The organism is uncultured Corynebacterium sp. (genome assembly GCF_902489365.1).
Taxonomy (GTDB): domain Bacteria; phylum Actinomycetota; class Actinomycetes; order Mycobacteriales; family Mycobacteriaceae; genus Corynebacterium.
Map to the genome: position 1 here is coordinate 1 of NZ_CABTZR010000057.1, position 14388 is coordinate 14388.

Sequence of the window (14388 nt, forward strand, 5' to 3'; positions counted from 1 at the left end):
CCCCAGACCTCGATCCCGAAACTCCCTGGTGGGCGGTGAGGCGTCGGCAAGCGCTTGGCGACGCCCACCCTGCAGGTTGCGGGATCGAGGTCTGGGGATCTGGGGAGGAGGGGAATTAGCTGCGGACTGCCCACACATTGGTGAGCAAACTTTGCGGTTGTTCTGTAACTAAATTTGCTAACAGGGGTGAATTAATGGCTCTAGCGGGGGTAATGATCGGACAGCGTTTGTTGGCAGTCTGTGGTATCGATAATCTGAAACCGTAGGCCCATTCGGTGATCTTAATAACTCTCTCAACTGAATGGGGGCTGGTTAACCAGGAAAAGGAGGGGGCAGATGACTACCCCGCATACTCACGTCTCAACATCGCACACGGAGGGCGAAGACGACCACGGCGTTGATACGCGCGAATGGCGTCGCATGGCTATTGGCCTTATCCTCGGACTCGTTTTGGCTGCTCTTGTGTGGTTTATTTTCCCGAGCAACGCCGTCGACACCGTGCTGCAATCGCCCGGTGCTAAGGATGACACGGAATACACCCAGAGCGCGCTGCGCGCCGTAGCGGCCGTGACCATTCTCATGGGTGTGTGGTGGATGACGGAGGCCATCCCTCTGGCCGCCACCGCGCTCTTACCGCTGGTCATTTTCCCGCTGGCTGGGGTTGGCACCATTAAGGATGTGGGTGCGCCCTATGCCTCCTCCACCATCTTCTTGTTCATGGGTGGCTTCCTTATTGCCTTGGCTTTGCAGCGCTGGAACCTGCACCGTCGCATGGCGCTGTTCGTGGTGAAGGTTGTTGGTACCTCGCCTAAGCAGCTGATTCTCGGATTCATGCTGGCTACTGGCTTCTTGTCCATGTGGGTGTCCAACACCGCTACCGCGGTGGTCATGCTGCCGATTGGTATTTCGGTTCTCTCGCTCACCGCTGATGCTGTCGGCGGCATGCGCAACCAGAAGAAGTTCGCCACTGCGCTCATGCTGGGTATTGCGTACTCGGCGTCGATTGGTTCGCTGGGCACGCTTATCGGTACCCCGCCGAATGCGCTGCTGGCTGGCTACATGAAGGAATCCCATGACATCGTCCTCGGCTTTGGCAAATGGATGATGGTGGGCATGCCGCTGGCATTCATCTTCCTGTTCATTGCCTGGTTCATGCTGATTACCGTGTTCAAACCGGAGATGGACAAGATTCCCGGCGGCCGTGAGCTCATCGATTCCGAGATTGAGAAGCTTGGCCCATGGACCGGCCCGCAGATCATGACGGGCATCATCTTCTTGTGCGCTGCCTTGGCCTGGGTGATTGTCCCGTTCTTCACCGGCAAGGAATCGAACTACGACGACGCTATCGTGGGTATCGCTGCTGGTCTGCTGCTATTTATCATCCCGGCTGATGCAAAGACCGGTGTGCGCCTTCTGGATTGGAAGACTGCAAATGAAATGCCGTGGGATGTTCTCCTTCTCTTCGGCGGTGGTCTGTCCCTGTCCTCGATGTTCAACAAGTCCGGCCTGTCCCTATGGATTGGTGAGATGGCCAAGGGTCTGGGCGGCCTGCCTACCATCCTGCTCATCGGTGCGGTGGCCCTGCTCGTGCTCTTCCTGACAGAGATCACCTCCAACACCGCAACGGCTGCGACCTTCCTGCCGATCATGGGTGGCGTGGCCGTGGGTATCGGCCTGACCGAAAATGGCGACATTAACGTTCTGCTGCTCACCATCCCGGTGGCTCTGGCCGCAACCTGTGCGTTCATGCTGCCGGTGGCAACCCCGCCGAACGCGATTGCCTACGGCTCTGGATACGTCAAGATCGGCGACATGATCAAGGGCGGTGTCGGCCTTAACCTGATTGGCTGCGTGCTCATCACCATCACGGTCTATCTGCTTGCCGTTCCGGTCTTTGGGTTGGTTCTGTAGCCTCCCGCGCGAGGTGAACAGAGGGTGAATTGCTGTACCCGCGCTGTCGTTGAAAACGGGCAACTACGTCGTGATTTGTCAGTTTTCTGGAGCGTGGGTATAGTTACTTCTCGTTGCACAGCAGAGCTGCACACTACAATGTGAAGCACTGCGAACCAACGGACTGCGCCCGTAGCTCAACGGATAGAGCATCTGACTACGGATCAGAAGGTTGGGGGTTCGAATCCCTCCGGGCGCACCAAAACTCAGCCGCCTTCGGGCGGCTTTTCTCGTTTTCGACTCCGTGGGTTGGGCAAACCCGGTAATGTCCTGAAATATGATCAAAGCGATTCTCTCCGCTATCCTGCTTTTCATCTCCTCTCTCTTTTCGTTTGCTGGCTCCTCGGAGTTGCTGGGGAGCTCGGGCATAGCGGGAGCTGGATCCTCACAGCGCAACATCGTTACTCAAACGCCCGCAGGCCTGGTCACCGCCAATGCACAGCAGTTGGAGTTTGTGGTGAATTCCGAGTGGAAGTCCGTGGAGCAGCCGGATTCCTTTCACGTGGACTTTAGGGGCCGAGTCGTGCAGTTCTCCTGCGATATCTTCAGTTTTCACTTTGAGAGCAACGGAGATGGTCAGCTAGAAATCACTCGGGATTTGAGGTTGGACAAAATCTGCTTTGGCCCGCAATCGGACGGGGCCATTATAAACCTACTTTCAGGTCCAGTAACGGTGATGGTGAACCCCAATGCATCCGCAACCCCTGAGCGCATTTACCTCGTGCGCGGTGAGGAAGCTATCGCGCTTACCCGCTGAGACGCACATCACGCAGCGCTGAGTGAAATGCAGAGCTGAAAACGAACACAAATAAGAAGACCGGCCAGAGCCACTGGTCGGTCTTTCAACGTTTTCAACTGCAAGGAGATGAATAGGTGTCAGCGCGCGCCCGAATAGTGGGCCTCGATATTGCTCGTTCCCTGGCCATCATCGGGATGATTATTCTGCACATGGCCAACCTGGTGTGGAGCACCAAAGTGGTGCTCTCTGGGCTGCCGGCGGCGGGCTTTGCCATCATTGCAGGTACCACGATGATGATCCTGGCCCGCGACTACTCGCTGCGGGTCTTCCTCAAGCTGGTCGCCCGCGGCCTGATAGTCATGCTCATCGGCGTGGCCCTGTTGCCCATCGGCGGTGAGATTCAGGTGGTGCTCGTCGTGATGGGCGCGGCCATGGCTCTCACCGCCTGGGTGCCGCCGCTGGCCACCGGCTGGAAGGTCCTGCTCTTCGCGCTGGCCACCGCGGGCGCCACGGTGCTCTACGCGCCGTACACCCTCCCGCAGGTTTACCCCCTCGTGGCGTTCCTGGCGTACATGGTGGCAGGCATGCTGCTTTACGACGTCTACCTCACCCGCCCCACCCGCACCCAGATCGTCACGACCGCGGTGGCCGTCGTCGTTACTGGCATCGGCCTGTGGCAGCGCTTCAACCCGGATATCCCCGGCTGGCTACGTTTTACCGGGCATACAGGTGTGCTCGGTGAAATCCTTCTCTCCGTGGCGGTTACTGCGGTGGTGCTGCACCTGTGTTTGATCATCGGCCGTCAGCTACCGCGTTTGGCTTTCCCCTTCGCAGCATTGGGCTCGATGTCGTTGACCATCTATATTCTGCACATTCTCACCGCTCGCTATTGGCAGGCGCACGTTTCGCTGCACAACACCATGGCGGCATTGGGCTTTGTGCTCGCGTTCCTTCTGTTGAGCGCGCTGTGGAAGAAGTTCTGTGGAAAGGGTCCGGCCGAGAGGGTCGTGTCTTGGGCAATCAAGGAGGTGGCCGCGTAATGGTGGCACGAAAGATAACTGTTGTTGTGGCCAGCTCTCTGGTCGTGGGGCTGGGCGCTGCGCCGGCCATGGCTTTGGAGTTTGCACAGCCCGCACCGCAATCGGAGGAAAGCGCTGCCGTGGCTGCGCTGCGCATGGGCGAGATCGGAAACTTCGGCGATTGCACCGGCACGCTGGTGGCTGAGCAGTGGGTGCTGACCGCCCGCCACTGCTTGGAGTCCGTCAACAACGAGGGCTCGCAGGCACGCTTTGGCCAGGGCATGGACACCCGCGTGTATGACGTGGACTCCTGGGCTGTTTCGCCGACTATCGACGCCGGCCTCATGCACCTGACCGAGCCTGTCAAGGGCATCAAGCCCGCCAAGCTAGCCGATGCGGTGCCATCCGCCGGCGAGAAAGGCCACTTCTACGGATGGAGCAGCAGCTCCCGCATGGCCCGCAAAGGCCAGCTGCCGATGGCTGAGATGGAAGTAGGCGAATTGCTATCCGCCGGCACCCCGCCGGCGAGCTCAGACGAGTCCGGCGAAAAGATGACGCCGGTGGCGCCGGGGGATTCCGGGGCCGCGGCTCCTGGCGACATGGCTGTGCCTGCCCCCGGCGGAATGGTGGCTCCTGCACCAAACTCAGATGATGCTCCCCAGGTGATGAAGGGCGGCGAGATGCCCGAAATCACCACTGGCCCAGGTGGCGCGGAAAGTATCCCGGCCGGTGAACTCGGGGGAGTGGGGCCGATGATTGCCGCGGCCATCATGGACGTGAAGTCCCTTAATGGTGAGGGCATGCAGGGCGGCGACTCAGGCGGACCATTCTTTGTTAACGGCCGCCTCGTCGGCGTGGCCACGGCTGGCACGTCGAACGCAGACCCGGATCTGCCTTCCCCGACCGCTGCGATTACGTCCGTGGTTGAAGTTCGCGACTGGATCGAGGGCGTCACCAGCGGCCGTGATACCGACGGCGTCCTCAACGCCGATAACTCCCCGGCGCCGCCGGCCACGATGCAGGTCAGCGCGCCCGTCGCGTGGCCAGCAGGCATTGCTGCGGTAGTTGGCCTCATCGCGATTGCCATCTTCTCGCGGGTGATTAGTCGCAAGTCTGTCGCCGTGCGGGGTACCAACTAGGCTGTTTCTCCATGAAAGAGAAACTCGTTCCGTGTCTCATCGCTGGTGCCATCCTCGGCGTGGTCTTGTGGCTGGCCTCCGGCATGCTGTGGTTGTTGCCGGTAGGCCTCGTGGTGGGCTTGGCGGGCTATCCGCTGCTGGGCATCACACGCGATGAGTCCCAAGCCCGCAAGCACCGCGACGACACCTTCCGCGACTAAGCGTCCCACGCCACCGCACTACGCCGCCGCGCACGCTGCTTCGCGGTCGGTCGCTAGATGGCCCCCACACACCGTCGACAAATGGCGCCCCACCTTCCGGCTGATATTCGCTGTCAGAGCGGGCGAGAAAAGCCGCTGCAGATGGTCCTTTTATATTGGTCCCTTTAGTTTGGTCCTTTCGCTGCTTAAAGGGACCATCTGGGTAATGAAAACTGCCTGTAAATGGTCCCTTTGCAGTGCAAAGGGACCAGAGCAAGGGGACCATACTAAAGAGACCTTGTTCCGCAGCGGTGTGGGCGCGGTGAAACCGCCGATCAAGGACAGAAATGTGCTCAGCGGGTTGAAAGCTCTCCAGAGCAGGAGTCCTTCTGGGCTTAGAAAGTGGGCCTAGCAGCCCACCGGCGGGCTAGAAGATCTCGATGCGCCCGCCCAAAGACTCCGTCTGGCGCAGTTGCGCCACCCAGTTCGGTGCGCCCGGGTGCAAACGCAGAACCGGGCGGGACGAGATCTTCACCGGGGAGACCGATTCCTTGCGGGCACCGGATCGGGCTTCGATGCGGGTGCGGGCGCGGAAGCCAGCGTCGGCAAGCGCGGCGATGGACGGCTTATCCGAGGCCAGCGATTCGCGCGCATCCTGCAGCAACTCAAGGGCCTCGTCGAGGGCCTGGACCAGCGCCGTCGAGTTGGTCTCGCACATCTGGCGCACCAGGTCCGGGCGAGTACCCGCCACGCGCGTGCCGTCCTTGAAGGAGCCGGCCGCGAGGGACTGCGCCAGGATGCCGCCATTATCGCCGACCACCGCGAGGGTCTCCGCCAGCACGTGCGGCAGATGCGAAATGCGGGCAACCGCGGCATCGTGGTTAGCCACGCGCACCGGAACCGCCTCCGCGTGAACCATCTGGGTCATGCGGACCACGTCGGCAAAAATGTTCTCCCACTCGGCGGGGATGCGCTCGCCGCGCGCGTCGCACTCGGCGGCATAGTCATAGGTGATAACCCAGGCAGCGCGGTTGAACAGCCCGGTGTGGGAATTCTCCCAGCCGGATTTGGAGGTGCCGGCCATGGGGTGGCCGCCTACGTAGCGCGATTCCATGTTGCGCTCCACGATGAGCTGGCGAACCTCGGTCTTGACCGAGACGACATCCGTCAGCCCGCAGCTCGGGGCGTGTTCCTGGATGGAGTCGAGGACCGAGGCAACCGCATCCATGGGCACCGCGACGACGATAAGCGCGTTGTCCTCCTCGGCCCGGTGCAGGATGGCCGGCAGATCATCGGTGACGTCGTAGCCCTGCTTAATGGCCGTTCGAGCACCAGAAGTGGAGTGATTATAGCCGTACACGGAATGGCGTGCAGCGGCTAGGTCACGCAGGAGGGAACCTCCGATGAGACCGAGGCCGATAATGCAGACGGGGCGTTGAACATCTTGAGAACTCACGGTGACAATTGTGGCACAACCCGACTAATCTGACGAGGTATGAGCCACGACGATCTGTCCTTTGCTATCACCGTCGCCAGTGCCGAAGGCGGCTGGGTGATTCGCCCTTTCAAGGATGACTTCACCGACGTCAACACCTCCATCAAGGCGGTGCGCAACCTCCGTTCGGAGGGCGCGGCATTTGCACTGCTGTGCGTGGAGGATGACTATTTCGTCGTCGTGCGCCCGGTGCCGGGGGATGTGCGCATGCTGCTTTCCGACGCCACCTATGCCTCCGAAGACGACTTCGCGGCGGACTTCCTGGACCTGCGCGATATCGATATCCCGGATTTGAACGAAGACGAGTGGGAGGACGCCGACCCCTACGGTGACGGCGATTTCGATATCTTCGCTGACCTCGGCCTCGATGAGGACCAACTGGGCTACATCATCGACAACGATGAGGACTGGCCTTCCGATATGCTCCTGCGCATCGCCGGCGAGCTGGGCTTTGGTGATGAGCTAGAGGATTTCATCGACGGCCTCGACTCGGATGATTCTTAAACCAGCGGAGGGGCTGGTGCGCGCGGAGGCCCGCATGCGCCGCGCCCTGGGGGTCGCGCGCACCACGCCGGCGGGGGATATCCCGGTGGGTGCCGTGCTTTACGACGCCTCCGGTAAAGAACTCGCCACCGGCGTTAACCGCCGCGAGCAGCTGAATGACCCCACCGCGCACGCAGAGGTGGAAGCCATCCGCCAGGCGGTGCGTGTGCATGGCGATGGTTGGCGGCTGGAAGGCTGCGAGCTGGTTGTCACCTTGGAGCCCTGCGCGATGTGCGCGGGCGCAATTCAAGCTTCCCGGGTGGCCTCGGTGGTCTTTGGTGCCTTTGAGCCGAAGACGGGGGCGTGCGGTTCACTTATCGACGTCCTCCGCGCCCCCGGCGCCCTCCACGTTCCCGAGGTACGCGGCGGTGTGCTGGAGGAAGAGTGCGCGGAGCTGCTCACGGGCTTCTTCGGGGGTCTGCGCGGCAGCGGCGCTTAGCCCTGAGTTGGTTAGTGGCCCGGGAGCCGATTTCCATTTCGGGTGTAGGCTGGGTGTCCCACGTGAGAGGCGTAGAAAGTAAGGAGAAAACCATGGGTGATTTCGAGAACAAGAAGGACGAGTTCGTCGGCAAGGCTAAGGAAGCCGCTGGCAACTTAAGCGACAACGAGAAGCTGGAGAACGAGGGCAAGGCCGACCAGGTCACCTCCGAGGCTAAGCAGAAGGCTTCCGACGCCGTTGAGGGCGTCAAGGATAAGGCCAACGAGGTCATCGGTGGCCTGAAGGACTAATTCCTCGCCTCATCTAGCTGAATCGCTGTCCGCGCCGCGTGGCGTGGGCAGCGATTTTGTCGCTCGGGATGACTCCCGTAATCTGGAACGCGGTGGCGTGTCCGAGCGGCCGAAGGTGATCGCCTCGAAAGCGATTGTTGGGTAACCCCCAACCGCGGGTTCAAATCCCGCCGCCACCGCCACATCCGGCACTCCAGTTCTTAGCTCTGGGGTGCCGGTCTTTTGTGTTTTAGAAGCCGGCTCGCCCTCTATCAACATCTCTTTGGAAATCCAGCGCGGCTTGGCGTGCCTCGGGGTCGTGGTCTTCAGTGCGCTTGTGAATCCGCCGGCTCATCATGCCCGCTGGGATGGCAATGAGAAGGATGGCCGCGACGGCAACGATGACGAAAGTAGACATGGGGGTCTCCTAGAGCACTTCAGCGGTTAAAACTTTGACTGGACAGGGGGGGATGTATCCTGACTCTCTATAGGTAAATAATATGATGTGTGACACTATCAAATATTGAGGTTGATGAATAGTCTTTCTTTTAAATCTACGTTCTCGCTCGTCTTTGCAGCTGCTGTCGTTTCCGGGTTGGGTGACGGCCTCATCCCGATTGCTTTTGCGCTTCAGGCACACCGAGTAGATCCGTCGGGGCGTGGCTTGACGGTGGTGCTTATCGCACTGTGGGCGGGCCGCTTTCTTAGTTCTTTAGTGGTCCGAAAGCTGCCGCCACCACACCAGCCGGTGACCTGGATGCTGGGTAGTGATGTCGTTCGGATGTTGGCGCAGTGGGGACTTGTAGCGTGGGTGGTTGCTCGCGGCGATTCCATTGCTGCGTTCGCGCTCTCAAGCTGCGTGTACGGTTGTGCCTCGTCATTCTTTGGACCAGCAAGGTTTAGCCTCTTGTCACAGCTGTTTTCCGATGAGCAGCGCACCCGCGTCAATGGAACCCTGTCGATGCTCGGTGATGTGCTGTTTATCGCCGGCCCCCTCATCGGTACAGCGGCAGTGCTCACCTTGGGATTTAACACGGTATTGCTTATCGACGGCGCCACTTTCCTCGTCGCCATGCTCTTTGTTCTTCCGTTTCTCTCAGTACGCAGCGAACCAGCAAGAGAAAGCACTCATAGCGCAGCGGCTGAACCAGAACCGGACAGCGCAGGTTCATCGACTTCGAACAAACCTCTTGCGGCCCCAACGCTCCCCAGCTGGGTACGAGTAGGACTCGGTACCTGGCTGGTCGCGGCAATTGTCAACGGCTTCCTGGGAAGCGCTGGCCCTACATGGATTATGAATAATTTCGACGAAAAGTCGTGGGGGTTTATGGCAACTGCGCTTGCGGTCGGTTCGCTGCTTGGCTCAGCAGCAACAATTTTGAAGGCATTAGATCGGGTGCGTTTTAGCACCTTGCAAATCCTGATGTTGATTCTTCTGGCCGGGCAGATCCTGGCTTTGGCATTCTCTTCTGTCTTCGTGCTCATCGCCGCAGTTGGTGCTGCTGCGTCCTTGTTGATGACTGCGGCAGGCATTGCGTGGGATTCTCTCGGGCAGTCTTTGGGGGATGATGGTCTGGTGCACCAGTTCGCTACAAAGGATCAGCTGGTCTTTACCGCCGGCACCCCGCTTGGAATGATTCTTTTCGCGGCACTTTCTTCTCATCCTGGTGTTGCGGCGGTTGCCTTGGCAGCTGCGTTGGTGGTTGCAGCTGTTGCGTCGGCCTTGCCTGTGGCGCGTTCGCCGCGTACGGCAGATATAGCTGAGGGTGCTGTTCCTTTGTAATGAAGTAAGAGCGCATCGCAGGGGTGCAATTGGCCGGTTACCCTCAGGAACAAAGGTGGCAACACCTTTCGGAAATTGGGCGCCCCACTCGCCGTTGACCTCTCCCGCAGAAATCTGCAAGGTATTCAGAGACTTCACGAGCATGGAGGTAGAGAAGATCGTGATGTCGTCTTTATTTGACTCATTTTGTTCTTACTTTACAAGAACTTCTCTAAAAGGGGAATCTGGACTGATCCAGATTTTTTCCTTGGCGCGCTCATTTAAGTCCTCATAGTAGCTTAAGAAATCGCCGATGGACTGCGCCTTTGTATTTGCAGCCTCCACTCTTCCAACCCATACAATTTTGTCCGGCTCTGAAAAATCTGCTTTATGAATCGGGTAGTCGCCGGCTAAAGTATCAAAAACAATTGAATCGGCGATCTCTTCGTATAAATTAGGTGACCATACATAGCGCTGGTAGCCAGCCTTATATCCTACAATTGCCGTCCGATTTAGTACTTTAACGCGGAGGATAAGGGCGATCTCAAAATGAGAAGCGCATTCCACTATGAATAATGGAGCTATATCTGTCTTGTTTTCATAACTGTTTTCGTCAGCTATCCATTTGTCTAGTGCTACCGACAACTTTATTGCTAATCGGCTAACATCGATTTGTTCTATATCTATCCACATTGATCCTCCATTTGCACCTTAGAAGTTTTATCTACGTATACGCTATCCCCTAGCGATGTCTTCAAAGTTGGGAATTGTCGAGCTGAACCAATCAGGAGCTTCTATCCTTTCATCGGTAGGGTAAAAAGTGTTCATGCCGCGAGTTTCAGTAGCGTAATCTGGAAGAAATTAGCTTTTTCATGAGAGCGGTCTGCCTGTAGCGAAGTTCGGCGATGGCAAGTATTTCACCGAGTTTACCTACAACATCACGTCTCTCGGACAGACGCCTTCAGGTGAGTGGAGTTTCCAAAGTAGGCGCTACACATGTAAATTTGGGGTCTGCCTCTACTAAGGTTGTGACGTGTTAGAAGTTGAACTATTTGCCTGGGCATTAACCGATGCAAAGACGGTCGATGAAATTCGATTGAATCTTGAGAGGGCGGGGACTTTCTCAGAAAAAGAATTAGCTGATATACCAGCACTTGGTTTAACGTCCCTGATTGGGCAGTACACATTTGATTCTGCTCAAGAACGAGTACTGCCCGGTGAGATTGCACAATGGCGACGCGCATCGCGCATCGATGAATTTGATGATGCGATCAAACGCCTAAGCACAGATCCCTATTCCTTCGTTTTGTCGGTGTTAAACCAACCGGACAGAGCGAATGGCGAGTTCGCGGCGGCGGTGCATTTAGGAGTAACCAAACGCGTCGGAAAGGCTGCAGCACAGATCTGGGCCGGGATGTTCTGTAGAGCAGGAATACAGCAGCTTCTCCGAGAAGGAGAGGATTGGAAAGTGCATCCAACTGCGGTCTTCGGGGACTCTCCTAGGACTGCCTATATACCGCTTCGAAGAAAACTTTGACCACCTAGAGTCCATTTATCAACTGCGCCGGAAGGTCATTATTCTGCGGTGCCATGATTCTTGATGACGGCGAAACCCCTCAACAACACGGATGTGAGAGTATACCGAAAGCTTTCCTGGATGAACTTGAACGTAGTGTGTCGATACGGTCGTCCTACTTAGTAAGAGCCGTGAACAGGTCGCCTTTGAATACGGGGTGTCTGACGCAGTCTTTCAACCACGAGTTGGTGCTTATCTAGGTGCACGATGTCGTTAGGGCTTCACAGCCCAACTGGTTAAACTGGTGCACATTCGTGTCCACCACCAAAGCTTCCGCGAGCAATAATCGCGCATGTGAAGGGGAAAATCCGTGGCAAAGCTGCTCTACCACCTAGGCCGCTGGTCTTACATCAATCGATGGAAGGTCATCATCGCCTGGATCTTCATCGTGGCGGCTGCGGGCGGAGCGACCTTGAGCTTGATGAAGCCGATGACCACGGAGTACTCCATCAGCGGCACCCCGGCTATTGATGCCACCCGGCGTGCGGTGGAGCTCTTCCCGGAAAACGGTAACCCGGCCAATGCGCCGTCGGTCAACCTCGTCTTCAAGGCCCCGGAAGGGCAGAAGCTCAGCGATCCGCAGAATAAGGAAGCGGTCGAGGATGTGGTGCACCACATTGCAGAGGGCTTGGATATCCCGGAGGGCAGCCAGCAGCGCTGGGGTAACCCGCTCGACGTATCGCCAGCACTGCAGCAGCAGGTCATCGAGCAATTCACTTCCATGGGATTGCCGGAGGAGACCGCGCGGGCGGATGCCGATAACCTGGCCATGGTCAATGCCGATGAGACCATTGCTTACACCACCTTCGACTTCGATGCGGAAAGCCCCTACTCGGTAGACCCCGCGGATAAAGATGTGGTCCATGAGGCCATGGATATCGGCCGTGCAGCAGGTTTGGAAGTAGAGGCCGGCGGCGCGGGCTTCGGTGATGAAATCCAGGTCAACTCGATTTCTGAGGTCATCGGCCTGGCAGTGGCGTTTATCGTCCTTATTATTACCTTTGGTTCGCTGGCCTCCGCGGGCATGCCGCTCATCTCTGCGGTCGTGGGCGTGGGCCTGGGCGCGATGGGCGTCATGATTGCGACCCACTGGATGGAGCTCAACAACCTCACCCCGGTGCTGGCCGTCATGATTGGCCTTGCAGTGGGCATCGATTACGCCCTGTTCATCATGTCGCGTTACCGGCAGGAGCGCTCACGCATGGACGGGCCAGATGCCGCCGGCATGGCCGTTGGCACGGCGGGATCCTCCGTGGTCTTTGCCGGTGCGACGGTCTTCATCGCGCTCTTTGCGCTGCTCGTGGCGCGTATTAGCTTCCTTACCGCCATGGGCCTGGCCGCTGCGGGCACGGTCTTCATGGCCGTGCTTGTGGCGTTGACTTTGGTGCCCGCGATGCTGGGGCTGCTCGGTGATAAGGCCTTCGCTGGGCGCATCCCTGGCGTGGCCGGCAACCCCACGAAGCGCCGCCCGCGCCGCACGAAACCAACAATGGGTAACCGTTGGGTGCGCACGGTGCAGCGTGTCCCCGGTGTCGTCATGGCCTTGGTGGTGCTCGGCCTCGGAGCCTTGACTGCTCCGGTTCTGCACATGGAATTGGCACTTCCGGCGGATACCACGTCTAATCCGGATACCACCCAGCGCAAGGCGGCGGACCTGCTGTCCGAGGGCTTTGGCCCCGGCATCAACGGCCCCTTCCTGGTGATCGTGGATGGCGCTAACGCCGACCCGGATTCCGCGGCATTGCAGCCCTATATCCAGGGCCAGGAGGGTGAAGAAGACGAGCAGAAGAAGGCCGCTCTTTCCTCCTTTATGTATTCCGTGCAGCGCCTGAACCAGGTCGGCGGGGTCAAGCACGCCCAGCTGGTGGGTGTGAGCCAGGATATGAAGGCAGCGCAGATCATGGTCAGCCCCACCACCGCGCCGACGGATGAGGCCACGGTTGGCACCGCCTCAGCCCTGCGCACCGCTAGCGCGGAGCTGGAGGATGCCACCGGTGCCGAGATCGGCATGACGGGCCTGACTGCGGTGCAGCTCGATATCACCGAGCGCCTTGAAGGGGCGATGGGGCCATACCTCGCCATCGTGGTGGGCCTGGCTATCTTCCTGCTGCTGGCGGTATTCCGCTCCATCTTGGTCCCGCTGGTGGCGGGCTTGGGCTTCCTGCTCTCCGTCGGTGGTGCCTTCGGCCTGACCGTGCTGGTGTGGCAGGACGGCTTCACCGGCCTGGTGCCCGCGCCCGGCCCGCTGATTTCCTTCATGCCTATCTTCCTCATTGGCGTGACCTTCGGCCTAGCCATGGATTATCAGGTCTTCCTGGTCACCCGCATGCGCGAGCACTTCTCCCGCTACCCGCAAGGCAGTGGCGGGAAGTACAGCAAGTACAACGCCAACGATGAGGCGACTATCGCCGGCTTTACCGCGGGTGCCCGCGTGGTTACCGCCGCGGCCATCATCATGATTTCCGTCTTCGTGGCGTTCATCAGCCAGCCCCTGCCCTTCATTCAGATCTTTGGCTTCGCGTTGGCAGCGGGCGTGCTTTTCGACGCCTTCTTAGTCCGCATGTCGCTTGTCCCCGCCACCATGTTCCTCATGGGGCACACCACCTGGTGGATGCCGAAATGGCTGGACAAGCTGATCCCGCAGCTGGATATCGAGGGCACTGCACTCGAGGAAGAATGGGAGCGCAAACACGCGGCAGCATCCCGTGAAGCAGAGGATAAAGCAGCGCAGCCCGTAGAATAGTTCCCTATGACTCACCCTAAGCCGCAGCTTGAGACCGACCTTTCCTTCGACGTGACGAAGGAGCTGACCTTAAGCGGTCCGGCACAACCGGGAAAGCACGGCCGCACCGGTGTTATCCATACACCGCACGGTGACATCCAGACCCCGGCCTTCATCCCGGTGGCCACCAAGGCCACGGTGAAGACGCTGACCCCGGAGCAGATTCGCCTCACCGGAGCCCAGGCCATCCTGTCTAACGCTTATCACCTTTACCTGCAGCCGGGCCACGACATCGTCGATGAGGCCGGTGGCGTGGCTACCTTCGAGAACTGGCATGGGCCGACGTACACCGACTCGGGCGGATTCCAGGTCATGTCGCTCGGCGTGGGCTTCAAAAAGGTACTCGCCATGGACGTGGCGGACCTGACAGACTCCGATATCCGCGCGGCCAAGAAAGAGCGCATGGCGCAGGTGGATGAGGACGGCGTAGATTTTAAGTCCATCATCGACGGCTCCACGCACCGCTTTACCCCGGAGGTCTCCATGCAGATCCAGC

15 protein-coding genes and 2 tRNA genes are annotated in these 14388 nt (G+C 58.9%); 14 read left to right on the top strand and 3 right to left on the bottom strand.

The window, feature by feature from the left end; genetic code table 11:
• Nucleotides 1-336 precede the first annotated feature (336 nt).
• The 6 genes from RDN59_RS08830 to RDN59_RS08855 all read left to right on the top strand — a co-directional run bounded on the left by RDN59_RS08830 (nt 337) and on the right by RDN59_RS08855 (nt 5047).
• A complete protein-coding gene (locus RDN59_RS08830) occupies nt 337-1911 on the top strand; it encodes a DASS family sodium-coupled anion symporter (protein ID WP_308607513.1) in 1575 nt (524 codons plus the stop codon).
• Between the two features lie 165 nt (nt 1912-2076).
• Nucleotides 2077-2152, top strand: a tRNA-Arg gene (locus tag RDN59_RS08835).
• A 75-nt stretch (nt 2153-2227) separates the two neighbouring features.
• A complete protein-coding gene (locus RDN59_RS08840; protein ID WP_308607514.1) occupies nt 2228-2707 on the top strand; it encodes a hypothetical protein in 480 nt (159 codons plus the stop codon).
• A 116-nt stretch (nt 2708-2823) separates the two neighbouring features.
• Entirely contained in the window at nt 2824-3729 is a 906-nt protein-coding gene (locus tag RDN59_RS08845; protein WP_308607515.1) for a DUF418 domain-containing protein, read from the top strand.
• Nucleotides 3729-4847 (top strand): trypsin-like serine protease, encoded by a 1119-nt coding sequence (locus RDN59_RS08850; protein ID WP_308607516.1) that lies wholly within the window; start codon nt 3729-3731, stop codon nt 4845-4847. The genes RDN59_RS08845 and RDN59_RS08850 overlap by 1 nt, the downstream gene beginning before the upstream one ends.
• 11 nt (nt 4848-4858) lie before the next feature.
• Entirely contained in the window at nt 4859-5047 is a 189-nt protein-coding gene (locus RDN59_RS08855) for a hypothetical protein (protein ID WP_308607517.1), read from the top strand.
• A gap of 406 nt (nt 5048-5453) precedes the next feature.
• Here RDN59_RS08855 and RDN59_RS08860 read toward each other — a convergent pair whose 3' ends face one another.
• The gene (locus RDN59_RS08860; RefSeq protein ID WP_308607518.1) at nt 5454-6482 is read right to left on the bottom strand and encodes a prephenate dehydrogenase; all 1029 of its coding nucleotides are present in this window, start codon (nt 6480-6482) and stop codon (nt 5454-5456) included.
• Nucleotides 6483-6521: 39 nt separating this feature from the next.
• Between RDN59_RS08860 and RDN59_RS08865 the strand changes: the two genes are divergently transcribed.
• The 4 genes from RDN59_RS08865 (at nt 6522) to RDN59_RS08880 (ending at nt 7975) form a co-directional block, all read left to right on the top strand.
• Entirely contained in the window at nt 6522-7025 is a 504-nt protein-coding gene (locus tag RDN59_RS08865; protein ID WP_308607519.1) for a tRNA adenosine deaminase-associated protein, read from the top strand.
• 34 nt (nt 7026-7059) lie between these two features.
• A complete protein-coding gene (locus tag RDN59_RS08870) occupies nt 7060-7503 on the top strand; it encodes a nucleoside deaminase (protein ID WP_308607526.1) in 444 nt (147 codons plus the stop codon).
• Between the two features lie 92 nt (nt 7504-7595).
• Nucleotides 7596-7793 (top strand): CsbD family protein, encoded by a 198-nt coding sequence (locus RDN59_RS08875; RefSeq protein ID WP_308607520.1) that lies wholly within the window; start codon nt 7596-7598, stop codon nt 7791-7793.
• Between the two features lie 91 nt (nt 7794-7884).
• Nucleotides 7885-7975, top strand: a tRNA-Ser gene (locus RDN59_RS08880).
• Between the two features lie 47 nt (nt 7976-8022).
• Here RDN59_RS08880 and RDN59_RS08885 read toward each other — a convergent pair.
• Nucleotides 8023-8190, bottom strand: a complete 168-nt coding sequence (locus RDN59_RS08885) for a hypothetical protein (RefSeq protein WP_010188407.1) — start codon at nt 8188-8190, stop codon at nt 8023-8025.
• Between the two features lie 114 nt (nt 8191-8304).
• On the opposite strand from RDN59_RS08885, the gene RDN59_RS08890 reads away from it, so the two are divergent.
• Entirely contained in the window at nt 8305-9555 is a 1251-nt protein-coding gene (locus RDN59_RS08890; RefSeq protein WP_308607521.1) for an MFS transporter, read from the top strand.
• Nucleotides 9556-9747: 192 nt separating this feature from the next.
• On the opposite strand, the gene RDN59_RS08895 is transcribed toward RDN59_RS08890, so the two are convergent.
• On the bottom strand, nt 9748-10227 hold the full coding sequence (locus RDN59_RS08895; RefSeq protein WP_308607522.1) for a hypothetical protein: 480 nt from the start codon (nt 10225-10227) through the stop codon (nt 9748-9750).
• 340 nt (nt 10228-10567) lie between these two features.
• On the opposite strand from RDN59_RS08895, the gene RDN59_RS08900 reads away from it, so the two are divergent.
• The 3 genes from RDN59_RS08900 to RDN59_RS08910 all read left to right on the top strand — a co-directional run.
• Entirely contained in the window at nt 10568-11071 is a 504-nt protein-coding gene (locus RDN59_RS08900; protein WP_308607523.1) for a hypothetical protein, read from the top strand.
• A 349-nt stretch (nt 11072-11420) separates the two neighbouring features.
• On the top strand, nt 11421-13853 hold the full coding sequence (locus tag RDN59_RS08905) for an MMPL family transporter (RefSeq protein ID WP_308607524.1): 2433 nt from the start codon (nt 11421-11423) through the stop codon (nt 13851-13853).
• Between the two features lie 6 nt (nt 13854-13859).
• A partial coding sequence (locus RDN59_RS08910) for a tRNA guanosine(34) transglycosylase Tgt (RefSeq protein WP_308607525.1) occupies nt 13860-14388 on the top strand: 529 nt, incomplete at its 3' end.